Source organism: Salirhabdus euzebyi (assembly GCF_014207435.1).
In the GTDB taxonomy this organism is placed as follows: domain Bacteria; phylum Bacillota; class Bacilli; order Bacillales; family Alkalibacillaceae; genus Salirhabdus; species Salirhabdus euzebyi.
Map to the genome: position 1 here is coordinate 103,184 of NZ_JACHGH010000003.1, position 23,996 is coordinate 127,179.

At 36.0% G+C, this 23,996-nt stretch carries 26 protein-coding genes and 1 pseudogene; 21 read left to right on the plus strand and 6 right to left on the minus strand.

Annotated elements, in window-relative coordinates; translation table 11 throughout:
* The 5 genes from HNQ94_RS05695 (at window position 1) to HNQ94_RS19805 (ending at window position 5,393) form a co-directional block, all read left to right on the plus strand.
* Window positions 1-1,386 carry a bifunctional metallophosphatase/5'-nucleotidase gene (locus HNQ94_RS05695; protein WP_174495282.1) on the plus strand — a complete coding sequence of 462 codons (1,386 nt, stop codon included), beginning with the start codon at window positions 1-3 and terminating at the stop codon, window positions 1,384-1,386.
* A gap of 875 nt (window positions 1,387-2,261) precedes the next feature.
* Window positions 2,262-3,311 carry a Delta(5) desaturase DesA gene (gene desA, locus HNQ94_RS05700; RefSeq protein WP_174495283.1) on the plus strand — a complete coding sequence of 350 codons (1,050 nt, stop codon included), beginning with the start codon at window positions 2,262-2,264 and terminating at the stop codon, window positions 3,309-3,311.
* A gap of 97 nt (window positions 3,312-3,408) precedes the next feature.
* On the plus strand, window positions 3,409-4,542 hold the full coding sequence (locus tag HNQ94_RS05705) for a sensor histidine kinase (RefSeq protein ID WP_174495284.1): 1,134 nt from the start codon (window positions 3,409-3,411) through the stop codon (window positions 4,540-4,542).
* A complete protein-coding gene (locus HNQ94_RS05710; protein ID WP_174495285.1) occupies window positions 4,539-5,138 on the plus strand; it encodes a response regulator transcription factor in 600 nt (199 codons plus the stop codon). The genes HNQ94_RS05705 and HNQ94_RS05710 overlap by 4 nt, the downstream gene beginning before the upstream one ends.
* Before the next feature lie 168 nt (window positions 5,139-5,306).
* Complete coding sequence (locus HNQ94_RS19805) at window positions 5,307-5,393, plus strand: NAD(P)H-dependent oxidoreductase (RefSeq protein ID WP_376697733.1); 87 nt, start codon at window positions 5,307-5,309, stop codon at window positions 5,391-5,393.
* Window positions 5,394-5,749: 356 nt separating this feature from the next.
* Here HNQ94_RS19805 and HNQ94_RS19590 read toward each other — a convergent pair whose 3' ends face one another.
* Entirely contained in the window at window positions 5,750-5,884 is a 135-nt protein-coding gene (locus tag HNQ94_RS19590) for a hypothetical protein (RefSeq protein WP_260400907.1), read from the minus strand.
* Between the two features lie 162 nt (window positions 5,885-6,046).
* On the opposite strand from HNQ94_RS19590, the gene HNQ94_RS05720 reads away from it, so the two are divergent.
* On the plus strand, window positions 6,047-7,522 hold the full coding sequence (locus HNQ94_RS05720) for a M20 family peptidase (RefSeq protein WP_174495286.1): 1,476 nt from the start codon (window positions 6,047-6,049) through the stop codon (window positions 7,520-7,522).
* 47 nt (window positions 7,523-7,569) lie between these two features.
* On the opposite strand, the gene HNQ94_RS05725 is transcribed toward HNQ94_RS05720, so the two are convergent.
* Window positions 7,570-8,172 carry a YczE/YyaS/YitT family protein gene (locus HNQ94_RS05725; protein ID WP_174495287.1) on the minus strand — a complete coding sequence of 201 codons (603 nt, stop codon included), beginning with the start codon at window positions 8,170-8,172 and terminating at the stop codon, window positions 7,570-7,572.
* A gap of 195 nt (window positions 8,173-8,367) precedes the next feature.
* Here HNQ94_RS05725 and HNQ94_RS05730 point away from each other — a divergent pair, with 195 nt between their 5' ends.
* From HNQ94_RS05730 to HNQ94_RS05740, 3 genes are all read left to right on the plus strand, one after another.
* Window positions 8,368-8,568: a cold-shock protein gene (locus HNQ94_RS05730; protein ID WP_174495288.1), complete on the plus strand. Its 201-nt coding sequence runs from the start codon at window positions 8,368-8,370 to the stop codon at window positions 8,566-8,568.
* 204 nt (window positions 8,569-8,772) lie between these two features.
* Entirely contained in the window at window positions 8,773-9,624 is an 852-nt protein-coding gene (locus HNQ94_RS05735; RefSeq protein WP_221452498.1) for an SDR family oxidoreductase, read from the plus strand.
* 13 nt (window positions 9,625-9,637) lie between these two features.
* The gene (locus HNQ94_RS05740; RefSeq protein ID WP_174495289.1) at window positions 9,638-10,057 is read left to right on the plus strand and encodes a DUF1801 domain-containing protein; all 420 of its coding nucleotides are present in this window, start codon (window positions 9,638-9,640) and stop codon (window positions 10,055-10,057) included.
* Window positions 10,058-10,092: 35 nt separating this feature from the next.
* On the opposite strand, the gene HNQ94_RS05745 is transcribed toward HNQ94_RS05740, so the two are convergent.
* A complete protein-coding gene (locus HNQ94_RS05745; protein ID WP_174495290.1) occupies window positions 10,093-10,887 on the minus strand; it encodes a C39 family peptidase in 795 nt (264 codons plus the stop codon).
* A gap of 73 nt (window positions 10,888-10,960) precedes the next feature.
* Window positions 10,961-11,431, minus strand: coding sequence for an NUDIX domain-containing protein (locus HNQ94_RS05750; protein ID WP_174495291.1), 471 nt, complete (start codon window positions 11,429-11,431; stop codon window positions 10,961-10,963).
* A gap of 141 nt (window positions 11,432-11,572) precedes the next feature.
* Between HNQ94_RS05750 and HNQ94_RS05755 the strand changes: the two genes are divergently transcribed.
* The 5 genes from HNQ94_RS05755 (at window position 11,573) to HNQ94_RS05775 (ending at window position 15,794) form a co-directional block, all read left to right on the plus strand.
* Window positions 11,573-12,514 (plus strand): MBL fold metallo-hydrolase, encoded by a 942-nt coding sequence (locus tag HNQ94_RS05755; protein WP_246199938.1) that lies wholly within the window; start codon window positions 11,573-11,575, stop codon window positions 12,512-12,514.
* Window positions 12,504-13,325, plus strand: coding sequence for a DUF2785 domain-containing protein (locus tag HNQ94_RS05760; protein WP_174495292.1), 822 nt, complete (start codon window positions 12,504-12,506; stop codon window positions 13,323-13,325). The genes HNQ94_RS05755 and HNQ94_RS05760 overlap by 11 nt, the downstream gene beginning before the upstream one ends.
* Window positions 13,326-13,403: 78 nt before the next feature.
* On the plus strand, window positions 13,404-14,054 hold the full coding sequence (locus tag HNQ94_RS05765) for a Type 1 glutamine amidotransferase-like domain-containing protein (protein WP_174495293.1): 651 nt from the start codon (window positions 13,404-13,406) through the stop codon (window positions 14,052-14,054).
* Window positions 14,047-14,673, plus strand: coding sequence for a nucleotidyltransferase family protein (locus HNQ94_RS05770; RefSeq protein ID WP_174495294.1), 627 nt, complete (start codon window positions 14,047-14,049; stop codon window positions 14,671-14,673). The genes HNQ94_RS05765 and HNQ94_RS05770 overlap by 8 nt, the downstream gene beginning before the upstream one ends.
* Window positions 14,674-14,792: 119 nt before the next feature.
* Window positions 14,793-15,794 carry a DUF3231 family protein gene (locus HNQ94_RS05775; RefSeq protein WP_174495295.1) on the plus strand — a complete coding sequence of 334 codons (1,002 nt, stop codon included), beginning with the start codon at window positions 14,793-14,795 and terminating at the stop codon, window positions 15,792-15,794.
* 87 nt (window positions 15,795-15,881) lie between these two features.
* Here HNQ94_RS05775 and HNQ94_RS05780 read toward each other — a convergent pair whose 3' ends face one another.
* Window positions 15,882-16,061 carry a small acid-soluble spore protein H gene (locus HNQ94_RS05780; RefSeq protein ID WP_174495296.1) on the minus strand — a complete coding sequence of 60 codons (180 nt, stop codon included), beginning with the start codon at window positions 16,059-16,061 and terminating at the stop codon, window positions 15,882-15,884.
* 134 nt (window positions 16,062-16,195) lie between these two features.
* Between HNQ94_RS05780 and HNQ94_RS05785 the strand changes: the two are divergent.
* The 4 genes and pseudogenes from HNQ94_RS05785 to HNQ94_RS05800 all read left to right on the plus strand — a co-directional run bounded on the left by HNQ94_RS05785 (window position 16,196) and on the right by HNQ94_RS05800 (window position 20,119).
* Window positions 16,196-17,201, plus strand: a pseudogene (locus tag HNQ94_RS05785) (serine hydrolase domain-containing protein).
* A gap of 106 nt (window positions 17,202-17,307) precedes the next feature.
* Window positions 17,308-17,895: a YdcF family protein gene (locus tag HNQ94_RS05790; protein ID WP_246199939.1), complete on the plus strand. Its 588-nt coding sequence runs from the start codon at window positions 17,308-17,310 to the stop codon at window positions 17,893-17,895.
* A 480-nt stretch (window positions 17,896-18,375) separates the two neighbouring features.
* Window positions 18,376-19,353: an HD domain-containing protein gene (locus HNQ94_RS05795; RefSeq protein ID WP_174495297.1), complete on the plus strand. Its 978-nt coding sequence runs from the start codon at window positions 18,376-18,378 to the stop codon at window positions 19,351-19,353.
* Window positions 19,354-19,420: 67 nt separating this feature from the next.
* Window positions 19,421-20,119 carry a lytic transglycosylase domain-containing protein gene (locus tag HNQ94_RS05800; protein ID WP_174495298.1) on the plus strand — a complete coding sequence of 233 codons (699 nt, stop codon included), beginning with the start codon at window positions 19,421-19,423 and terminating at the stop codon, window positions 20,117-20,119.
* 29 nt (window positions 20,120-20,148) lie between these two features.
* Here HNQ94_RS05800 and HNQ94_RS05805 read toward each other — a convergent pair whose 3' ends face one another.
* Window positions 20,149-21,315, minus strand: coding sequence for an L-lactate MFS transporter (locus HNQ94_RS05805; protein WP_174495299.1), 1,167 nt, complete (start codon window positions 21,313-21,315; stop codon window positions 20,149-20,151).
* 155 nt (window positions 21,316-21,470) lie between these two features.
* Between HNQ94_RS05805 and HNQ94_RS05810 the strand changes: the two genes are divergently transcribed.
* The 3 genes from HNQ94_RS05810 (at window position 21,471) to HNQ94_RS05820 (ending at window position 23,983) form a co-directional block, all read left to right on the plus strand.
* Entirely contained in the window at window positions 21,471-22,577 is a 1,107-nt protein-coding gene (locus HNQ94_RS05810; RefSeq protein WP_174495300.1) for an HD-GYP domain-containing protein, read from the plus strand.
* A 363-nt stretch (window positions 22,578-22,940) separates the two neighbouring features.
* Entirely contained in the window at window positions 22,941-23,420 is a 480-nt protein-coding gene (locus HNQ94_RS05815) for a GyrI-like domain-containing protein (RefSeq protein WP_246199948.1), read from the plus strand.
* A complete protein-coding gene (locus tag HNQ94_RS05820) occupies window positions 23,417-23,983 on the plus strand; it encodes an NUDIX hydrolase (RefSeq protein WP_512700768.1) in 567 nt (188 codons plus the stop codon). Before HNQ94_RS05815 ends, HNQ94_RS05820 begins: the two co-directional genes overlap by 4 nt.
* Window positions 23,984-23,996: the final 13 nt, after the last annotated feature.

A 23,996-nucleotide genomic window follows, 5' to 3' on the forward strand; every position in this document is an offset into this window, starting at 1 on the left:
ATGAAGCTTAAAATATTACATACAAACGATGTTCATAGTAACTTTGAAAATTTTTCAAAAGCCGCTTCTCTTATTAAGGAATTAAAGGATGATCATACAATCCTTTTAGATGGTGGTGACTTTGCCGACTTTAAGAGCATTGAGCTCCGAGGAACCAAAGGTATAGCGGCTATTGAGTTATTACAAGCAGTCGGTTATGAAGCAATAACAATCGGAAATAATGAAACGTTCAATGGGGTAGATGTATTAGAGCATATGGCAAGTACAAGCTCTATACCTTTTATTAGTAACAATTTATTGAAAAAGGATCTAACTAAAATTAACGGTGTCGTCACAAGCACCATTATCGAAAAAAACGGCGTACGAATATTAATTACTGGATCCTCACCTGATATAGGAGATTTTAATGATGGATTAGGTGTACATATTAACGATTATGAAGAGGCGGTAGTACGAGAGTTAGAAAAAAATAGTGATCAATATGATATTTCCATTTTGTTAAGTCATATTGGCACAGACGCTGACCAAGTGTTAGCAGAGAAAATAAACGATATTAATATCATTTTATCTGCTCACGATCACCAGCTTTACACAGAAGCTAAAATAATTAATGGAACGATTTTGAATAGTGCTGGAAATTATGCAGAGCACGTTGGCGTACTTGAGGTGGAAGTAGAGAAAAATAGAGTAACTCTGTTACATTCCGTAACAATGCCGACAAAAGATGCACCAATAGATGAAACAATCTTATCAATTTTAAGAAAAAATAAGGAAATTGCTGTCGAAAATTTAAGCCGTCCACTTTATTCTTTAGCCAAGCCTTTATGGCATGATGTTATAGAAGAAAACCCAATTTCTAATTTAATTGCCGACGGTTTAAAGGATATGCTTCAAACTGATATAGGATTAATTAATAGTGGGATCGTAAATTCGGGTATTTTTCATTTTATGTCGAATAAAAAATTAATCGAAATATGTCCATCTCCTCTTAATCCGACATACTTTGAAGTACAAGGGAAGGATTTATTTGAAGCACTAGTACAATCCCTTGACGCGCAAATTTGTTTAAGTGATGGAAGAGGACCAGGATTTAGAGGTAAGTTTGTAGGTAGTCTACACATCTCTGGAGCAGAAATTGTTCACGATGGAAAAAACATATTGGAGATTAAAATAGGAAACGAACCACTAATCGAAGAAAAATGGTATTCAGTTGGAAGCTCAGACTATTTGCAACGAGGATCTGGTTATCCTTCACTAGCTAATAATCGAAACGTTAGCTATCGACCAGAAGAAATTCGTGACGTCATCAACCTTTACGCAAACAAAACAGAATACATGGATATGACGAAGCACAATAGATGGAAAGTAGCTGTACATAGTCGTTAATCTATAATCAAGGTACTGTTTAATAGCAGTACTTTTTTTTATGCAATTTTTCAAATGCCACTTTGAAAAAAGGAGGAATAACGATAAAAGCAGAGGAAAAAAATAATAATTGAACCTCACTCTATTTGAAATAACGCTTACATTAAATTCAATTTAGGCTATTTTCGTAAAGATTGTTGTCATTTATATCACAGTTGATGGAAACTGCGACGTAACTTATGTAGGGTTTGCTCTTTGAAGCAGCTAGGTGCTAAACGGCCGCTCCGGCAGAATACTTCGCTTTCCACGGGTTCCCACTGAGCCTCCTCGACTTCGTCTCAGGGGTCTCACTTAGGTCACAGGTCCCGTAGGAGTCTACGTATTCTGCCTCCGCTATGATAAATGTTTTGATTTATGAGTAGTAATACCACTCCATTTATCTTTTGGGGAGTCTTCTCGCTCTTACAGCCCACCATTCTAAGCAGCGGAAACATGCGAGACTCCTCGAAAATAAAACGCAATTTTCTTCGTGCGATGTAAAGCTGCCGAAGCGTTCCTTGTCCTATGGGAGAGCAAGAGTCTGAAGACCCCCGAGACGAGCGCTCTTTGCTCGCGAGCAGGCTGAGGCCCTGCCCATGGAAAGCGAGTATTTTTCCGCGGCTACGGACTACCACTCATCTTGTACAGAGTGGGCTTCGCACACGTAAAGTTACTTCGTAGTTTAAGGATATTGTGAAAATAACAATCTATAGAAAACAGCCTAAATATAACAATATGACATTTGTCATATTGTTTTGCTGACATGTATGACTTCTTTAATTCGTTGGTTTTTTTTACTATTAAATAACAAACAATAAGAAAAAAGCTAAAGGTTTTTGTTAAAGGAGGAAATTCCTATGAGTAAAGAAAAACAAGCACAATTAAAAAAAGAAGTAGCACCATTTGAAAAATCAGATACAAAAGCAAGTATTATCCAAATACTTAATACGATTCCACCATTTTTTATCGTGTGGTTCCTAGCTTATCAAAGTTTATCCATATCGATATGGTTGACATTTGGACTTGCCGTGGTAGCAGCAGGATTTATGGTGAGAATGTTCATTATTTTTCATGACTGCGCACATTTGTCATTTTTTAAAAGTAACAAGGCAAACAGAGTTTTAGGAACAATCACAGGGATATTTACTCACTTTGCTTATGAAAAATGGAAACGTAGCCACTCTATTCACCATGCTACTAGCGGAAACTTAGATAAACGTGGTACAGGTGATATGTGGGTTATGACGGTTGATGAATATGTTGAAGCTGGTTTCTGGCTTAAGCTTTGGTACCGTCTCTATCGTAACCCGATTGTCATGTTTGGATTTGGTCCTATTTATCTTTTTATCATAGAGAACCGTTTTAACAGAAAAGGTGCGAGACGTAGAGAAAGACTTAACACTTACTTGATAAACGTTTCTATTGCTAGTATTTATGCTGTATTGATTTGGACATTGGGCTGGCAAGCAGTTCTGACTGTTCAGTTACCAATGTTATTCGTAGCAGGAACGCTCGGTATTTGGTTGTTTTATGTACAACACCAGTTCGAAGACTCTTACTTTGAAAATGAAGATGAGTGGGATTACGTAAAAGCAGCAGTGGATGGTAGCTCCTATTATAAACTACCAAAAGTTTTACAATGGGTAACTGGTAACATTGGCTTCCATCACGTTCACCACTTAAGCCCTAAAGTACCAAACTATTATTTAGAACAAGCTCACGAATCAACACCTCCATTACAAAAAGCAACAACAATTACGTTGCTATCTAGTTTAGTTTCGATTCGCTTCCGATTATACGATGAGAAAAATAAAACATTCGTAGGCTTTAAGGAAGCAAAGAGACTTGTGGAAAAATCAAAACTAGGCCTGTCTTTGAAAAGTAGCGAACCTATTCATAATAAGTAAAAATGTGAGAAACCCTTCAACGATGAAGGGTTTCTTTCCTATATGAGATAACTGTTATATAGTTAATATAAAGAGTAGAGAGTAGAAGGAGTCAAACATGAAAAAATGGTATCATATCGTTCCGAAAAATACAGGATTTAGCATCTACATTTGGATTATTTTTTGCATCCTGCCATTTTATTTTATTTTTAAATCGTCGTCCCCAACTGAAATCATCTTTGGTATATTCATGTTTTTACTGTTTTTCACTTCTTATCGACTATCATATCTTTCAAAAGGTGGTACTGTTTACGTCTGGGTAAGTATTCAAATTGTCATTAGTATCGTGATGACCTATCTATTTGGTTATGTTTATTTTTCTTTGTTTCTTGCCTTTTTTATTGGTAACATCCAAAATTTCGCCGGCTTTATCACCTTATATATTGTCCATTTATTAAGTACGGTTGCTGTTGTCACAGTAGGTTTTATCTATCAAAGTCAATTATTTTTCCCGCAGCTACCTTTTGTCATTATTAGTGTGATTGGTGTTATTTTAATGCCTTTTAGTATGTATAATCGAATTAAGCGAGAAAAATTAGAGGGACAATTGGAAGATGCAAATGAAAAAATTGCTCAACTTATGGTCGCGGAGGAAAGGCAACGTATAGCACGTGATCTACATGATACATTAGGACACAAGCTTTCTTTAATCGGGTTGAAAAGTGACCTAGCAAGTAAGTTAATGAACGTTAATCCTGAATCGGCTAAAATGGAAATACACGATATTCAACAAACTGCGAGAACTGCTTTGAAAGAAGTTCGAGAATTAGTATCCGACATGCGGGGAGTACGATTGGAAGACGAAATTATACATGTTGAACAATTGTTAAAGGCTGCCGAAATATCTTTTACTAAAGAAGGAAATTGGCAACTTTCGAATACACCCTTATTTTTAGAAACTGTTCTGAGTATGTGTTTAAAGGAAGCTGTTACAAATGTAGTGAAGCATAGTGAAGCAACCTTCTGTCACATAGCTATCAACCAACTTTCCAATGAGTCCATTATTACGATAGAAGATAATGGGATCGGTATACCTAAAGATGCCATTACAACAGATGGGCATGGGCTACTAGGAATGAGGGAAAGATTAGAATTTGTTAATGGAAGCTTAGAACTAGATGCAGAGGGTGGAACGAAACTGACGATACGGGTACCAAATGTAATCCAACAATCAAAGGGGGGCGTTATATGATTCGGATCGTAATAGCCGAGGACCAACGGATGTTACTCGGTGCACTTGGATCTTTACTTGATCTAGAAGAGGATATGGAGGTAGTGGGGAAGGCAGCAAACGGGGAAGAAGTGATATCCCTCGTTAAGCAACAAAATCCTGATATACTTATTATGGATATTGAAATGCCTGTAAAAAGTGGATTAGATGCAGCGGAAGAGCTAAAAGAACACCCATGTAAGGTCATTATTCTAACGACATTCGCTAGACCAGGATATTTTGAACGGGCACGAAATGCAAAAGTGAGTGGATATTTGTTAAAGGATAGTCCAAGCGAGGATTTAGCTAATTCGATACGGACAATCATGAATGGTGGTAGAATTTATGCTCCCGAATTAGTTGATATGATTTACAGCAATGAAAATCCTTTAACGGAACGAGAAGAACAGGTGATCAAATTAATTGCTAGTGGAAAAAACACGAAAGAAATATCTGATGAACTTTTTCTTGCACAAGGAACAGTACGAAATTATGTATCCATTATATTAGATAAATTAAATGTAAGTAATCGTATTGAAGCGATTTCCCGTTTTAAAGAAAAAGGATGGTTTAAATAGAATTCTAACCATTGCAGCATAGAGGATGAGAAAATGAAGACATTAGTCATTATCGCACACCCTACAATGAAAGAATCAACTATAAATTCCCGATTAAAGGAAAATCAAAGGTGAAAAAGGAATTATTGTCCATGAATTATATGAAGAATTCCTATTGAAGCTTTACATGTGTCACGAGAACAGGAATTTATAGAACAACATGATCGGATATTTTTTCAATTTCCAAAATACTGGTACAGCTATCCACCTTTATAAAAAACGGTTTGACCTTGTTCTGGAAAGGCTCTGGACTTTCAAAGGTAACTATGCCCTAAAAGGAAAAGAGTTTTGAGTTGCCATCAGTTCAGGATTTTCCCCTTAGAATTATCGGTTTGACGGGATACATAGACACTCTATTGAACAAATTACAGCTCCTTATTATGCAACGTGCAATTTTATTCGAGTTCATTCCATACCTCTATTTACATCCTTTGAAGATCTGCTAGAGACAGAAGACGATTACAACCAATTAGAGAAACGTTACGTGAAATTTTTAAATAAAGACTATCCCTTTCATTACAATGCGTTTTCTTAAGAAGAAGCTCTTCTCCGCTAAAGAAGAGCTTCTTTTCTTATTTGTTGTCTTTATTTCTATCCTTTTTACCCGTCCCAAAATAAGTATCCTTAACTACTTTAGGCATTTTATTATCGGTTTGAGCATATCCACCTTTTTCTCTCACGCTCTCATTTACATTTGTCTTGTCCACTATTCATCCTCCTTTCTTAAGTATATTGTTCGATAAACACAAGAAATAATGAGAAAAACTCAGACTTTTTCGCAGACAAAATGTAACATATTTTTCATATTAAAAGGATTTTCTTATTCTAATAGGGAATGTAAACATTAACACATGAATGGGGGAATAAAGGTGAAAAAGATAAAAAAAGTAGCGCTAATCTTCGGGGCCATATTTTTATTATTTCTTATTGTAACCGTTTACAACGCTTTTGCGGTAAAATCAAAACAACCGGAGCCAGTTACAACCACTATACAAATAAATGAAGAAGAAGCAGTGGCACGTTTTTCAGAGGCAATTACCTATCAAACAATATCCTATCAAGACAGAACAAAATTCGATCTTCCCGAATTTGACCGTTTTATCGCTTTTTTGGAGGGAAGTTATCCGTTAGTACACGAACAATTAGAGCTTGAAAAAATAAATGGCTACTCTCTAATATATAAATGGAGTGGAAAAGATTCCTCAAAAAACCCAATTGGTTTAACTAGTCACTATGATGTTGTTCCTGTATTAGAGGGAACGGAAGATAACTGGGAGCAAGATCCTTTTAGTGGTATCGTAGCTGATGGGATAATATGGGGAAGAGGAACTCTTGATGACAAAATAGGAGTCATCAGTATTTTAGAGGCCGTTGAACATTTGCTTTCACAAGGATACACACCAGAACAAGACATGTATTTTATGTTTGGCCATGATGAAGAAATAGGTGGAGATGAAGGCGCAAGAGTAATTGCAGAAACGTTAAAGGAACGTGGCATCACGTTTGAATTCGTCATGGATGAAGGCGGAGCTATTGTGGAGAATATGGTTCCAGGCGTTAGTCAGCCGGTCGGAGTAGTTGGTATATCGGAAAAGGGTTCAGCAACAGCCGAGTTAAGTATAGAAGGTAGTGGCGGCCATTCATCCCAACCGAAATCAAGCACAAACATAGGAAGAATAGCGAGCGCCATTGCTGAATTAGAAGCTACCCAATTTAAACATGATTTAAAAGGGCCAGGAAAAGATTTATTTGAATTTCTAGCACCAGAAATGAGCTTTGGAATGAAGTATATTTTCGCCAACCAGTTTATTTTTGAACCAGTTATTGAAAATATCTTATTAAAGCAGCCTGCGACAGCAGCATTAATTAGAACGACTATCGCTCCAACTATTTTCCATGCCGGAGAGCAATATAACGCACTTCCAGAAAAAGCTTCCGCTATTATTAACTTACGACTAATGCCTGGAGATTCATTAGAAGAGGTAAAGGAATTTATCGAAGAAACAATTGATGATGAAGCCATTACAGTTAAACTTGATGGGAGCGAAGCAACAAATGTATCCTCTCCTCATAGTAAATCGTTTCAAACTATTCAACAGGCAGCAAGAAACGTTTATGAAGAGGTAGTTATTGCTCCTTATTTAATGTTTGCTGGGTCTGATGCTAAACATTATGAGAGTGTTTCCATGAACACATATCGCTTTTTACCAGTACAAATAACGTCAGACGATCTTCAGCGAATGCACGGTACAAATGAACAAATTAGTGTAGAAAATTATATCAATGCCATAAAGTTTTTTACCGAACTCATCATGGCTTCTGATAAACTTGAAGCTACTGACTAGTTAAAAAGCCAGTACGATTAGCTATCGTACTGGCTTTTGTGATCCTTTTACTGGAATTGCTTCAAAACCTTTTCGATTCGGGGGTAAAAAACATGTATTAGTGGCCCTATGGAAAAAGTCACAATAATGGTACCAATTCCAATCGGTCCTCTAAACAGAAAGGCAAATGTTAGTGCAACTACCTCTGCAATTGTTTTAGATGTGCTAAGTCCAAATCCAAAGCGTGTATGAATGGCAATCATTAAGTTATCAATTGGAACCGGGGCAAATTTGGCTTGTAAATATACCGAGACGCCGAATGCTAATAAAGAAGCACCACATACAAATAAAAGTACTTTTACCCATAACAACTCTGGAGCATTAGGGTTTAAAAGGTATAGCCAAAAGTCTATACAAAAACCTACGATAAAAATGGTGATAATTGCATATAAATCAGGCCTTTTTTTCATAAGAATCGCATTAACAATAATTAGTATGATCCCTACGAGAATGACCCACGTACCAACTGTAAATTTAATTTTCGATAACCCCACATTTAAGGCATCCCATGCTCCTGTACCTAACCCTGCTTTTATCGTCAACGTAATGCCAAACGACAGGATAATCAAACCAATTACGTAAGTAGAAAATCGAATGATGTGTTCCCGCATATGTATCACCTTTTATCTTTATATATAATTTATAAGCTTTCTCATTGCTATCGATACTATACCATTAGTATCACATAAAGTAATCTTTTAACACTTTTATAAAAATTTCCTTATGAATGTAATAGAATTTTTTTTTGTGGGAATAATAATTGGGCAAAGGAAATTGCAATTAGTTACATGCTAGGAGGAAAAAAATTGGAACACGGTAAAGTAAAATGGTTTAACAGTGAAAAAGGATTTGGATTTATTGAAAGAGATGGAGCAGATGATGTATTCGTTCATTATTCTGCAATTCAAGGAGAAGGTTTTAAAACTCTAGACGAAGGTCAAGAGGTTACTTTCGAAATTGAAGACGGACAACGTGGTCCTCAAGCTACAAACGTTCAAAAAGCATAAAACATTAAACAGATCCTAGATAAGGATCTGTTTTTATTTTTCCCTAGGTCTAAGCATATTTCACTTAAACTATTTTTATGGAAGTATTTCCCGGGCAAGCGCACGTTTCTACGAAATATCACAAAATATTACATATAAAGGAGATAATGAGGAGATAAAGAATTGTATAAAAGAGGGTGAAACTTTTATCAAGGGGGAGCGATCATGAGAAAAACAGCAATTGTGACAGGCGCTTCAAGTGGGTTCGGTTTACTAACAACTATTGAATTAGCTAAGACTGGCTTCCATGTAATTGCTACTGTGCGTAACCTGGAGAAAGCGGCTATCATTGAGGATCACATTTCTGATCGGAATATCATGAGTAGAATCGAACCATTTCTTTTAGATGTGACAGATGATGGGTCCATAGCTAAACTATCAGAAAAGGTGGAGGAACTTAATCGAATTGATGTATTGGTTAATAATGCCGGTTTTGCTATGGGAGGATTTTGTGAGGATGTTCGTATAGAAAGTTATCGAAAACAATTTGAGACAAATGTTTTCGGTGTTATGGCGGTAACACAAACCGTTCTTTCTAAAATGAGGGCACAAGGGGAAGGAACTATTATTAATGTAAGTAGCATTAGTGGGATTATTGCTTTTCCCGGTCTATCCCCATATGTATCTTCTAAATTTGCTCTGGAAGGTTATACCGAAAGCCTTCGTTTAGAGGTTAAGCCTTATGGAATTCAAGTTGCATTAGTGGAACCTGGTTCGTTTCAAACAAATATTTGGTCAAGTGGAATGGAAGTGGAAGAAAAGTCACTTTCAGACAATTCTCCATACTATGACTACATGAAAGGTATTACAACTGCTCTAGAAAAAGGAAAGAAAAATCACGGAAATCCTCAGAAGGTAGCTATTTTAATACGCAACCTAGCTCTACAGCAGGAATTGAAAAAATTACGGTATCCAATTGGACAAGGCGTGAAAATGTCGCTACGATTAAAGAAAATTCTTTCATGGAAAAAATGGGAAAATATGTTTTTCAAACAACTGTTTAATAGAACCAAATAGAAGGATGGGGACAATGTACGAATTAAAAACAAAAGAGAATGATAACGATGTGATGGCGCTTATTGAAAGTGTAGACAGTTCAAAAAAAAGGGAGGATGCCTACAAATTATTAGATATCTTCAAGGAAACAACTGGATTACCAGCAAAAATGTGGGGACCGAGCATGATTGGCTTTGGGTCCTATCATTACAAATATGCTTCCGGGCACGAGGGGGACGCTTTTCTCGTTGGCTTTTCTCCAAGGAAAGCAAAAATTAGCTTATACTTTGCAACTGGTGATGAAAACCGTGAGAAATTACTTAAAAAGTTCGGTAAACATACATCCGGAAAAGCGTGTGTATACATAAATAAAGTCGACGATATTGATGTAGAAGTTCTGCGAGCATTGATTTCACAGTCCGTTCAATTTTTACAAGAGACATACCCGAGCTAAAGAAGAAAGACTTTCCAATAGTTAGGAAAGTCTTTTTATTCGTAAGAAATGGCTCTTTTCTCCAATGCTTTCCATGACTCGATAAATGTGGTTTTGCCAACTTTCTGATCTTTCACACCAGACAGAGGATCGTTAATATAGACATAATCTTGTTCGTATCCAACTAACACAACCGCATGTAAATCTAACGGCGTTTCAATTGTTTGTTCACCATGTCTCCACGATTCCCAGCGATCTGGTGTTTTGTAGTCACCAGTTGTCCAGACAACGACAGGCTTTTCTTTGTCGATTTGTCTTAACAGGTTATCAAAGGATTGTCCAGTTAAGTTTACTGTTTTTTCTCCCATATAATTTTCCATTAACCTTATCATTGGATGATTACGAGCTGGGGAAATCCAGATGAAGGTTTTGTTGGGGATATAACAGGAAAAAAAGCAGGTTATGCTGTATTTGTCAGTTCGTTGCAATTGATCATCATCTTTTATTAATTTTTCAGCTAATTCCAATTTACTAACCTTATGCCCTGCATATTGAAGTACCATGGCTAAACTTGTTACTTCACAACCGTACTTTAACTCTGGATTTTGATTGATAATGGGAACGTCTAACATAACTTTGTCTTGGATATTCTGGTTTTGGTTTTGTAGAGCTATGTTGTCCTGTTGATTTGTGTTTAACTTATTGGTTGAATAATTGTTAGGCAAAGAAACGTTTGAGCGACTGTTATTTTCAAAATGTCCTTGCTTTTCTGGGGTTATTTCTAATTCCTCTTGTGGAGGAGAACAAGCTATCGTAAATACTAAAAGACAAAACAAATTTCGATACTTCATCACTCTTTCCACCTCGAAAGTACTTTTGGTTTATTTTCAACTACTTTCAAGAAATGATGTAATCAAGGAAGTACTAATTATACGTAGATAGAGTATGTTCCTCGATTAATCGAGCAGGGCGTTTTTGCTTCACATATTCTAAAATGTGCTGTTTGATATTTGGATATAGAACTATTTCATTCAACTGAGACAGCGGAATCCATTTCACATCCGTTTGATTAGCATCAGGAGTAGCAGACAAAGATGGGACCCCGTGTAAGATTGATGCTTCAAACATCATTCCTAGGGAAGGGGTTTGGCCGTAACGGCTGTTCGATAAATGTGGAGCATACTCATATACGAATGCCAATTCTCCTACTTCAACATCTACGGAAGCTTCTTCTTTTGCCTCTCGTTTTGCCGCTTCTTTTACCGATTCACCTGGCTCTACACCACCAGCAGGTAAATTATAATGAGCACCATTTTGGTCATTGAATTCAACTAAAAGAATACAATCATTTTGTAAAATAAATGATCCAGCTCTTACTCGAATATGATAAGTCAATTACGATTCCTCCCATCTAATATAAGAATATTATTTTAATAATAGCTTTCGATATAATCAAGGAAAAAATTTCTTCCTCTAATAGACAATAAGTTGTTTAATAGGGGTAGACAGTAATTTTTTCTAGAAGGAGACAAGCAAATGCTAAACGATCGACAAAAGGAATTTGTTGCGGTTGAGAAAATGGTTTTCCGTGACCTCTTAAAGTGGAGATGGGAGCGATTCAACAATAAGAAGGACCTCTCTTTTTCTGTGCCTCGTGTGGCGGAAGTGAAATATGATTTCCTTTTAAAAAATAGACAAGTAAATTCAATTTCATGGAATGGTCATGCTACCTTTTTCCTTCAGGTGAACGGCTTAAATATTGTAACCGATCCAGTGTGGGCTAAGAGAATGGGGGGAGAAAGAAGATTGTCTGATCCTGGCTTATCTATTGATAAACTTCCAGAAATAGATATTGTCCTTATTTCTCACAGTCATTATGATCATCTGCATTTTCGTTCCATTCAACAATTAAAAGGAAACCCTATTTACCTAGTTCCGAAAGGGCTCAAAAAGAAGTTTGAAAAGAAAGGTCTGTTACCTGTTAAGGAACTAGATTGGTGGGAGAGCTATGAGCATGAAGGTGTAATTTTAACCTTCTTACCGTCTTTACATTGGACAAGAAGAACGTTATTGGATACAAATAAATCATTATGGGGCGGGTGGATGATGGAATCAGTTGAGACCACCATCTATTTTGTAGGTGACACAGGGTATCATCCCATTTTTAAAGAAATAGGAACAAAATATAATGTTGATTACGTATTAATGCCTATTGGAGCTTACGAACCGGAATGGTTTATGAGAAACCAACATGTGACACCGGAGGAAGCAATTGATATTTTTATCGACTTACAAGCAAAAGTGTTTATTCCCATGCATTACGACGCATTTCGCCTAGCGGATGATACGCCACGGGAAGCATTAAACCGATTGCAGGCATATATGGATGAATGTAAATTAGATCATAGAACCTGTAACATTCTAAAACTTGGTGAAACGATAATTTTAACAAAAAAGGATGACAAGCTTGAACCTTAAAACATACTTAACCCAATTGGATGTCACAGCATTAGCGATTGATGAACTTGATGAATTAATTAAACAAATGTTTGATCAAATAGGTGTTCCGGATCCAGAATTGCGTGATAAGCTTATCTATAAAACCTTCGCAAAACTAATTAAAGGAGACTATCTTTCTCCTGACCAAATGAAATCTATTCTCGAGGTAAGCATCGATGGGGAACATTTATTTTTACATATAGGGAAGACGAATCATGACTCTGTTTTTACCCGCTCCTTTTCCGCTTTAGTGGCAGCGCTTGTTTTGAACAAGGATAGGATAGTCGGATTTCTTTCAGATCAAATGGTGCTCCTAACATTACATAGTAGTTTACGTTATTTAGTAGATGAAAAAGACACACGTGGTTATGTACCAACGAAAGGATGGGCACATAGTATTGCGCATGGTGCCGACTTGTTAGCATCTGTTATACAGCATCCTCTTTATAAAATGGAAGAATCACATAAGTGTTTACAAGCTATCACATCGTGCTTATGGAAGGATACAACTTACATCGATGATGAAGACGAAAGGTTAATTGTTGCTATTGAAGCATTATTGAAAAAAGGAGTGGAGGAAGATTTCATAAATACATGGTTGGTTCAACTTTCTGATGATTTATCTTCTTATTTATCAACACATGGATTTTCTTTACAATTTTTCCGTAAAAAATATACGGTCATGACATTTTTAAAAACACTATATTTTAGATTACTTTTTAAAAAACGAGGAAGTGCTATTAAAGATTGCATAGAACAAATAATGATTAACTGTTATCAAAAATTGTAATGAAAGCTTTGTCCATACAAGGTTATTTCTAAAGATACATAAGTACTTATAAAAGGACATGATGAAAAGAGGTAAAACATGAAACAGCTCGTATTGCTAAGTGATTTTCCTAAAGAGGATTCCTTATTACAAAAAAGATTGAAACAGATTTTCAAAGGAAAATCTTTTAAGCTTGGCTATATCCCTTCCCAAACTGATAAGGAACGAAAATTTTTTCCATATGTACAAAACTACTTTCAAATGACAGGGGTAAAGGACATTTTATACTTCGATGTGGATGAAGAATATGATGAATCGCTTATTCCAAAATTACAGTCCTGTGACGGCATTTTTTTATCTGGAGGTAACACGTTTTATTTTTTAAAAAACTTACAAACTAAAAATCTTTTGGATACTATTCGTCTGATGGTCGAAGAAGGGAAACCTCTTTTAGGGATTAGTGCTGGTAGTATTATGATGTCTCCGACGATTGAAATAGCTACCTATATAGATGAGAATAATGTTTCTATGACCAATTTAGAGGCCCTTCATCTTACTGAGTTTGAATTTATGCCTCATTGGGAGAGTATGATTTTCACATTGCCAAAGCTTAAACAATACGCAAAACAACAAAATAAAATCATTTATACTTGTTCGGATGGCGATGGGATTGTTATGCAAGGAAATAAACTAGAATTTTACGGTAATATTGAAAAAATAGATGGAGAAGAGGAGGCAGAACATGAATAATTGGGAGCAAGCTTTAGAGAAAATATGTGCACTATATGCAAACACGAATAGGAAAACAGACTGGATTATAGTTGGGTCCGTTGGTTCTGCGTTACAAGGTTGTGCCATCGTTCCAGGGGACATCGATATATATGTGAAAAATAAGGAGAGCGTGCTACAGTTTGCTAAAGTATTGGAACCTTTCTCACTGCCTGTTAAAGGAGAGGAAAAATATGATGAACACTGGCTTTCTTCTATTGAGGAACCAACTTTCACCCAAACTTTCCAATCAGGATTTACATGGACGAAAGGTAGATGGGTTGTGGATGGAGTTGAAGTCGAAGTAGTGCACATTTCGAACTCTGCCGGTATTCCAGATTCATTAGATGGCGATGGAATATGGGAAGGTGGTAAATTCATCTGGGATTTATACAGAAACATACAAGTTGGTCCATACCAAGTGAAGACGATTCCTTTAGAAATACAACTAGAATCAAACTTACGTCGCAAAAGAGAAGACAGAATCCAATCGATTATGAAAACATTAAAGACAAATGGATACGATCAAGAATTGGTTAAAAAAGCATTGTCAAAAGATCACCTCCATTATTTTTATGAACAATTGGATATCGTCATTTAACGATAAATTACCACTAGTGATGAGAAGGTACCTGACGCTAGTGGTATATTTTTTGTTGTTCCATCAAATGATAATGAAGAATTTCAGTAGACAGAAAACAAGTTGGAGTGGTAAGAATTATGCGGAAAAACATTCGATTAACAAGCCCTGAACTATCCGCATTATGGACTCAATATATGAACGACAGCATGTCCATTTGTGTATTCAAACATGCGTTAAAAAATGTTGAAGATAAAGATGTTTATTCGATTATTGTTTATGCATTAAGTCTTTCTCAAAACCATATTGTCCAATTAGAGAAGTTTTTTAAACAGGAAAACTATCCTATACCTATCGGTTTCACTGAGGAAGACGTAAATCTTGAGGCTCCTGCACTTTTTTCCGATATTTTTTATTTACAATACTTATACGTAATGGCCCTTCATGGTATGAATGGATACTCTTTATCAACTGGTACCGCTATACGGAACGATCAGAGAAAATACTTTGTACAATGTAGTAAAGATACAATGAAGTTATTTGATCAAGTAATGGATACGATGTTAAAAAAAGGTGTATTTATTCGACCTCCGTTTATAAACCCGCCACATGATGTGGATTTTGTAACAAAACAGAATTATTTAACAGGTTGGTTTGGGAAAAGAAGACCAATGAACGGAATCGAAATAGGAAACATTTATTACAACATGCAAAAAAATATCGTGAAAATAGTATTAGAAATTGGCTTTAGCCAAGTAACTCAAACAAAAGAGTTACGTCAATACTTTCAACGAGGAGCACAAATTTGTAATAAACATACAGAGATATTCGGCTCCATCTTTGCCGAAGAATATTTACCTTCACCTAAAAACTGGACAACCGAAATCACCAATTCAACCGTTCCACCTTTTTCCGATAAACTAATGCTTTTCCATATCGAATCATTGGTCGCAGTAGCGGTTGGCTATTATGGTGCTGCCTTATCCGTTTGTCAACGTCGCGATTTAATTACACACTACGGAAGGTTAATGATGGAAATGGGAAAATATGCAGAGGATGGAGTGAATCTATTGATTAAACATGGTTGGTTTGAACAACCACCGATAACCGATGATCGTAATGAGCTTGCGAAGAAAAAATAAAGATAAAAAGGAACAGTCTCCCATTCGTTTTAAGAAGGTCTGTTCCTTTTTTTGTCTTTATCGTATGCTAGAATGAGGATACATTATTTATTGCTCCTCTAAACTTTCAATGGAAACACTTTGTTTACTGTTTGGATTGTCTAATGGATGGATAGTTGCTAGGCCGTTACTTTGATCTACATGCTCAATGTAAATATTCTCTCCGTTATATGTTACAGTCGCCATTCCAGGAGAGGAAGCAATTTCTTGTGCTCTTTTTGCGTCCACCTGATGTCACCTCCTTATGTAAAACAGATATCTTTACTATTTGTTATTTATGGATTCGTATACTTTTCAACAGATGATAAAATAAACGGAATCATAATGTTTAAAAAAGAACCGACACACGAAGGGGAATGAAGTTGACTACATATGATAATTTAATCAGTTGGGTGGAAGAAATAAAAAATAAGAATAATAGTAGTGCTACTTCCTTATGTATTTTAAAGGATAATAAGGTAGTACTAGAATACTATAGTGGCTTCCATTCAAATACTTTAGATGCAAAACCTATCACGGAGCACTCACAGTTCAATGTCGCTTCTGCCCGGAAAAGTTATTTAGGATTAGCGATTGCCTATGCTATTTATGAAGGGAAAATTGGTAGCTTAGACGATTATGCGAGTGATTATTTTCTTGATGTTGACCAAGAACTACTAGGTAAAACAACGATTCGACATTTAGTAACTCATTCCCATGGACTTCATGAACAAGAGAATGGGAGTCTTTACCGAGAGTTTGAACCTGGAGAAAGTTGGGCTTATAGGGGTATCAATGTTATGATGATGACCAAGCTTTTGAAGTCGTTATACGGAAAGCCTTACACGGATTTGTTGAAAGAGAGGGTATTTGAACCTTTACTTTTTACGGAAACAGCCTGGCAAACAGAAGAGAAAGAGGATCTCGTTCACGTTATTTACGATCCTTCTGAAGCAGGCAAGTCAGCTATAGGTTCATCTAATGATGGAATGCAATCAAACCTCCATGTTTCTACACGAGAATTTGCTTATTGGGGAAATCTACATTTGAACGAAGGAAACGTATATGGCAAGCAAATCGTTCCCCGTGACGTCATTAAACTTGCAACAAAAGCCCATAGTCCTATTTATCAAGATGATTCTCTACCACAGAACGGTTTGTTTTGGTATGTTCAGCATACTCCCGCAACACATAGTGAAATTGGTAATCGTGTTGCCAAAGGGTTCCTATCAAATACTAGGCATCAATGGACCGACACTCTTAGTGATTCCTAAATACAATGTCGTTGTGGCAAAAATGTATAACAAAAGGTATAACTACGGTGGGGAACACTATCTTTACTACTTAAGGCAATTTAGCAATTTAGTAGCGGACACATTTGCCGATTAGTAGCAAAAAGAGAATCATACATGTTAAGGTAAAATTATACACGTAACAAAGAAATTGGATGAATTAGTGGAAAGATCACTTGAAAGGGGATGGAGGGGGACTTAAATTGAATAAAGCAAAGCATTTTACTGGGAAGAGGATTTTATTCATTGTTTTACTTTGTTTGATTGCTTTCGTGATGATTCATAGTGTTGTGATTGTGACAGATGGTTTTATAGATGAATTAAATCCCGTTGATGTGGCGGTCGTACTCGGAAACAAAGTGGAAAAGAACGGAGAACCATCAGCTCGATTAAAGGCAAGACTAGATAAAACGGTTGATTTTTATAATAAAGAATATTATTCAAATATTATTGTCAGTGGTGGTATTGGTGAGGAAGGCTTTGATGAAGCAAAGGTAATGAAAGACTATTTAATTGAAAATGGAATCCCACATGAAACAATCATTGAGGATAATAATGGCTACAATACATATAGGACAGCAAGTAATGCAAGAAGAATAGCCGACAAATATAGATTTGATTCCGTGATGGTAATTACTCAATATTTTCACATCACGAGAACAGAATTAGCCTTCAAGCAACAAGGATTTGAATCAATATCGAGTGCTCATGCTGAAATAGTTGAATTACGTGATGTGTACTCGATACTTCGAGAAGTACCAGCGTTTTATAAATATTTATTCACATATTAATGTCATAAATATCTATATACAGTAATATAACACCTAATAAACGGGGTGATCGTATAGAATTTATTTTAGGATTTCTGTTGGGTCAATTAGATTTATTTTATCCTCTTTTGATTAGTTCTGTGCTTACATTTCTATTCGCATTTGCTGTAAAATCATGGGTGTGGATGCTAATTAGTGGACTTTTAATTTTCCCGAATGCATGGTATTTCAGTGGCTATCCAGCCTATGGTTTTGTGATATTACTACCAATCATACACGTAATGTTTGCGATTGTTTTTTACCGTTATAGAATAAAAAAGAATAGTATTGACTATTGATGAAACATTTGTATAATTTAACTATGTTTAGTAAATATGGAATTAATTACGGACTGATAAACCGTGGACTTTGTACCACCCTCATTTCATAATGAGCCGGTTTCGTATCTCTCACAGGATATGAAGCTGGCTTTTTTTATTCAAATTTAAAGGAGATAAGATGATGATCTATGTATTCGACAAGGAAAATACCACTATTCATGAACCCTTTTATCAAACAAGCATTCAAGCTCATCCTTGGGAGTTAGCCTTATTACAGAGCAAAGCAGTTAAACGTTTAAAATTTTTATCCCATTATGGAACAGGTTCTTTTATTACGTTAGCAAAGCATTCAAGATTTGAACATACGGTAGGGGTGTGGGCTATTATTGCTACTCATTTCCCAAGAGAAGATGAACTTCGGATTGCCGCTCTTCTTCATGATATTGGGCATCTGCCTTTTTCCCATGCCGTCGAAAAAACATTAGGATTTAACCACCACACAATAACCGAAGAATACATAAGAGGAGAAGAAATAACGACAATACTACAGTCACATGGATTTACCTCTGAGCGAATTATTCACTTGTTGGATAATGATTCCGCTTTATCTCATAAAACAGATTTTCTAAGTGCAGATCATTTAGATAGTTTTGTTAGGGATGCATATATGCTAGGAAAGTGCAAGGTCCACCCAGCCAAGCTATTACAAAATATTTCTTTTCATCAGCAGTATGTAGAAGCGGATTTAGAGACTAGTAAAGCCATTATGAATGCTATTTATTATGATCACACGTGCTTCTTAAACCCTATCACACTCGGATTAGATGCGTTATTAGCCCAAGCTATTTCTATTTTTGCATCTAATAAGGAGGTGCAACTTGAATCTATTAAATCGCTAACGAACAATGAACTTCTTCAATTATTAAAAGAATCAAATGTAAAAGAGGTAGAAAAAATATTGAATGTTATTTTATGGAATCCTCATAAAGTGAAAGTATATGACGATGAAATAGAGGGTGGTTTAAAAGTAGATGTGAGGAAAGTGTATGATAAAACACCACTAGTTAATGGCACAGCCCTAACCTCTATTTGTTCCGAATCTGAGAAGCTATTATATTCTATTCGAGCACTTAAAAAAGAATATTATATAACGTATTAATTCCATAGGATATATTGTCAAAATATGCTATATTATGATTATATGATGGTGTAAAGGGGCGTTCAACATGAATGTTCAAATGATAAATGCATTAATACAACAACAAGCGCTAAAAGAGTTACAGCCAACAAGTTCGAGTAATGATACGAATGCCTTATTCTCTTCCCTATTACAACAAATGCTAGAAAATGGGGCCGGAAAGAGAGATGGAAATACATATGATTTACCGCTTCAGCCCATGCAATCTTCAAGCCTTTTTCATTTTGGTATAAATCCGCTGTCCATCCAACAAATGGTTAATGGACAAGCTCTTATGCCGACAAAGTATAATTACGTTGAGCGTGCCTATAACAGCCAATTAAATACTTATAATGGTTATACTTCAAAAGATTATGACGAAATCATTAGCGCGGCATCACAAAAATATAATGTGGATCCGAACTTAGTGAAATCTGTCATTTTCCATGAATCAAATTTCAATACGCATGCGGTAAGTCGTGCAGGAGCGATGGGATTAATGCAGCTAATGCCCGACACAGCCAAATCGTTAGGCGTTTCTAATGCATTTGATCCGGTACAAAATATTGAAGGTGGGGTTCGTTATTTACGTGATATGCTAAAGCGGTATGATGGGAATACAACATTAGCACTAGCTGCCTATAATGCTGGACCTGGCAATGTGGATAAATACAATGGAATACCACCATTTAAAGAGACGCAAAATTATGTACAAAAAGTTATGGGTACATATTATGAGACTGTATAAACACAATTCTTATTCGGAATTGTGTTTTTTCATGATTTAGGTGGGGTCACCAAGCGAGACATAAACAGAGCGATTACACATAACCCAGCAGATATGAGAAAAGCTCTCGTAAAAGTTGTTGCATTTGCAATCATTGGCCCTACAAAAGCTGCCAAACCATACGCTTGATACATAAGTCCATAGTTAACTCCAATATTTTGTGTACCGTAAAGATCTGTTGTCACAGAAGGAAATATGGAAAGAAAGCCACCGAAACAAAAACCGACTACCGAAACGAAAAACAAAAACAGTAAATACGTCATAGGTATTGTGCTCATACAAAACATCATTATTGCTGTTAAACCATAAATGAAGGTTAATGTGTTTTGACGACCAATCCTATCGGAAAGCATACCTAGCAAAATACGACCAGATGCATTAAAAAGGGCAATCACCATAACTGCGTTACCAGCAGTTTGAAGGTCAAGTTGAACTAATTGCATACCAATATCAACGGCAAAGCTAATGACCATTAAGCCAGAGGTACAGCCAAATAAAAACATGACCCATAAGAAATAAAATTGCTTAGTACGAAGCATTTCTGTTGGACTTAATTGTCTTTTGAAAGGATCAGCACTTCCATTATCCAAATGTTTTGAATTGATTGAGGGATTGATTAAAAATTGAGCTCCACCCACAACTAAAAGGAGGTAAATGACTCCTAAATAGAAAAAGGCAGATGATACACCAAACTGCTCAATTAAGTACACGATAATAGGTTTAAAGATCAGGCCACCTGCACCAAATCCCCCTACAGCAACCCCGCTAATAAACCCTCGTTTTTCTGGAAACCATTTTATACAAGTAGCGAGTGGGCAAACATAGGCAATTCCAATCCCTGCTCCACCGATAACTCCATAAAAAACATACAGCTGCATCAAGGAGGTAGCATAACTGGATAATATAAGACCTATTCCTAATAATACTCCTCCAGCAGACGCAACCCATCTAGGTCCAATCATATCTTGGACTTTCCCAGCAATGATAGTAAATAAAGCAAATACGGCAATGGTAATGGAAAAAGTGATAACAATAGCTTCTTTATCCCAACCAAATTTATCTTGTAAAGGTTGATTGAATAAACTCCAACCATAAACAGCACCTAAACAAATTTGTATACAAATGGATCCGAGCACAACTAACCACCGGTTAAACATGCAAAACCACCTCACAACCTTATTATTGGTGATGGGAAAAATTTTATGAAAGAAAACAATGAATTCGATGAAGGATAATAAAACATTTTGTCGAATGTTGTTATGTATCCTATAAATAGAGATAAATTGGAATGGTAGCATAGGGAGGCGTCATTTTGCGTTTAGTTACAGTAGACAGCTGTCCATCGGGGATTACATTAGGAAAAACCATTTACAATGAAAATGGAACCGTGTTGTTAGCAGCAGGTACAGTATTAACAGATAGATTGATCAATGGCTTGAAAAAGTATCAAATACATACGATTTATGTAGAGGATGAAGCCAGTGAGGGTATAGAAATTATTAATACAATACCAGCGGAGTTACGAAATAAAGCAGTTAATGAAATTACAGAAGGATTAAATACGATTGCCTCGATTAAGCAATCACCGATAAGAGGATTGATGAAATCAGAAAGAACCATTAGAACATTTCAAAAAATAGTGAAGGAAATACAAGGTTGTTTAACGGAAAATCCAACAGCACTAAATTTGTTAGCAGCTACAAAGGTACATGAAAACTATGTTTATTCGCATTGCTTGAATGTGGCTATATATGCAACTCAACTAGGAATTGAGAACGGGCTGCCTATTAAGAAAATAGAGGAAATTGGATTAGGAGCCATGTTACACGACATCGGAAAACTGTTCGTTTCTCGTGACATCTTAAATAAGCCTGGTAAGTTATCAAATGAAGAATTTGAACATGTAAAAACACACTCTGCATTAGGATATGAACTCCTTAAAAAAATCCATGAAATCCCCATTCCCGTTGCTCATTGCGCTTACCAGCATCATGAAAGAATTGATGGAAAAGGATATCCGAGAGGGTTAAAAGGGAATGAAATACATAACTATGTCAAAATTTTATCGGTAGTCGATGTGTTTGATGCGGTTACAAGTGCTCGTGTATACAGAAAGCCCTTTTTGCCACATAAAGGCCTAGAACTTCTTTATGCAGGTTGCGGTACACAATTTGAAAATGAGCAAGTCCAATTGTTCAAAAAATGTATAGCGATTTATCCGGCTGGTACGACTGTGCAATTAAATGATGGTAGAGTGGGTATTGTCTCGAAATATGACTTTAATGCTGTAGGACGTCCAATAGTTCGTATTATTAAGGACGAAGAACAGCAAAATGTGAAACCGTATGAAATTGATTTATCAACAAAACAAAACCTTATGTTTGAGATTAAAGAGGCAAATGCAATATTACAATTATGATCTAATCTGATGGGATATATATAGGTTCCCATCAGATTTTTTATTCATCCAAAATATCATTGGTAGGGGGGATGTTTCTTCTCAAGGTGGAACTAATTTTAGTCAGTTCTCAGGTTCTCAAGCAATGTTCCAACCTGGATTCGCCGGAGCAGATTCACAGCAAGTAAAAGAACAAAATGCTCAAGCACAAAATCAATTTGGTAGTGGGCTTATTCAATTTTAAACTTATTTACTAACAAGATGGAGCACCCTATTTAGGGTTCTTTTTCTTTTCTCAAGAAATTTAACAGGACACTTCTACTTTTTTGCAGAATCTAATATAAGTACACTTAACCGCAAAAGGGGGAAGGAATATTGAATCCGGTGTTTAAAAAAATAGAAGAAAAGAAATTAGTCGGGTATCGCGTTATTTGTGATGGAGATGAATACGCACAGGAAATTCCTAAAGCTGTTCAGACTTTAACTAATAGGGTAGATGACATAAAAAACATTATATATCCGGTAAAACAACTAGGGGTTTTTAAATCAGGAGAGACTTCAGAAAAGGACGATGGATATTGGGTTGCCTTTGAAGTTTCCGAATACACGGATGTCCCTGTTGATATGGTCACCCTAACTGTTGAGAAACAACAATATGCTGTATATGATTATAGTGGCCCAGCTAGAAATATCTTTATAGAATACGAAAAGATACATAAATCAATTGAGCAATCCGGATATATAAGGGTTCGGAATAAATGGACATTAGAAATATACAGTACTTGGGGGGACCCTGATCAAATTAATGTTCAGTTATGTGACCCGATAAAGGGTAAAATAAATAAAAAGGCAGAAGTAAATTGAAGAAGTGGAAAACACTAAAGTCAACATATATTTATAAAAGCCCGTATGGAAAGTTAAGAATGGATCAATGTGAACTGCCAAATGGAATAGTCATTGATGATTACTATGTACAGGAATACGCTGATTGGGTCAACGCCATCGTCATTACGAAAGATAATCAGATCATTCTCGTGGAGCAATATCGTTATGCCGGGGAGGGTATTTTTTTAGAAATTCCTGCTGGCAAAATAGAAGCTAATGAGACATTTGAGGAAGGAATATTAAGAGAAATAAAAGAAGAAACTGGATTTACCAGTCTAAAAAAGCCAATAAAATTAGGTGAATTTATGGTTAATCCTGCAACACAGAACAATAAAGTCATTACTTATCTTATTGTAGATGCTTCAAAAAAATTTGAGCAAGAACTAGATAATACAGAAGAAATAAATGTACATATGTTTGATTTTGAAAAACTTGGTGATTTAATCCAAACAGGCCAAGTGAAAACACAGTTGTTTACAGTAACTGCTTACCTTATGGCAAAGGATTACTTATACAATAAAAGTAAACGCTTGGGTTCATAACCCAAGCGTACAA

What these genes read in the sequence shown, in the direction of transcription:
- HNQ94_RS05695 (WP_174495282.1), top strand. Translation starts at nt 1, where the DNA reads ATGAAGCTTAAAATATTACATACAAACGATGTTCATAGTAACTTTGAA.
- desA (WP_174495283.1), top strand. Translation starts at nt 2,262, where the DNA reads ATGAGTAAAGAAAAACAAGCACAATTAAAAAAAGAAGTAGCACCATTT.
- HNQ94_RS05705 (WP_174495284.1), top strand. Translation starts at nt 3,409, where the DNA reads ATGAAAAAATGGTATCATATCGTTCCGAAAAATACAGGATTTAGCATC.
- HNQ94_RS05710 (WP_174495285.1), top strand. Translation starts at nt 4,539, where the DNA reads ATGATTCGGATCGTAATAGCCGAGGACCAACGGATGTTACTCGGTGCA.
- HNQ94_RS05725 (WP_174495287.1), bottom strand. Translation starts at nt 8,172, where the DNA reads ATGCGGGAACACATCATTCGATTTTCTACTTACGTAATTGGTTTGATT.
- HNQ94_RS05735 (WP_221452498.1), top strand. Translation starts at nt 8,773, where the DNA reads ATGAGAAAAACAGCAATTGTGACAGGCGCTTCAAGTGGGTTCGGTTTA.
- HNQ94_RS05740 (WP_174495289.1), top strand. Translation starts at nt 9,638, where the DNA reads ATGTACGAATTAAAAACAAAAGAGAATGATAACGATGTGATGGCGCTT.
- HNQ94_RS05745 (WP_174495290.1), bottom strand. Translation starts at nt 10,887, where the DNA reads ATGAAGTATCGAAATTTGTTTTGTCTTTTAGTATTTACGATAGCTTGT.
- HNQ94_RS05755 (WP_246199938.1), top strand. Translation starts at nt 11,573, where the DNA reads ATGCTAAACGATCGACAAAAGGAATTTGTTGCGGTTGAGAAAATGGTT.
- HNQ94_RS05765 (WP_174495293.1), top strand. Translation starts at nt 13,404, where the DNA reads ATGAAACAGCTCGTATTGCTAAGTGATTTTCCTAAAGAGGATTCCTTA.
- HNQ94_RS05770 (WP_174495294.1), top strand. Translation starts at nt 14,047, where the DNA reads ATGAATAATTGGGAGCAAGCTTTAGAGAAAATATGTGCACTATATGCA.
- HNQ94_RS05775 (WP_174495295.1), top strand. Translation starts at nt 14,793, where the DNA reads ATGCGGAAAAACATTCGATTAACAAGCCCTGAACTATCCGCATTATGG.
- HNQ94_RS05795 (WP_174495297.1), top strand. Translation starts at nt 18,376, where the DNA reads ATGATCTATGTATTCGACAAGGAAAATACCACTATTCATGAACCCTTT.
- HNQ94_RS05800 (WP_174495298.1), top strand. Translation starts at nt 19,421, where the DNA reads ATGAATGTTCAAATGATAAATGCATTAATACAACAACAAGCGCTAAAA.
- HNQ94_RS05805 (WP_174495299.1), bottom strand. Translation starts at nt 21,315, where the DNA reads ATGTTTAACCGGTGGTTAGTTGTGCTCGGATCCATTTGTATACAAATT.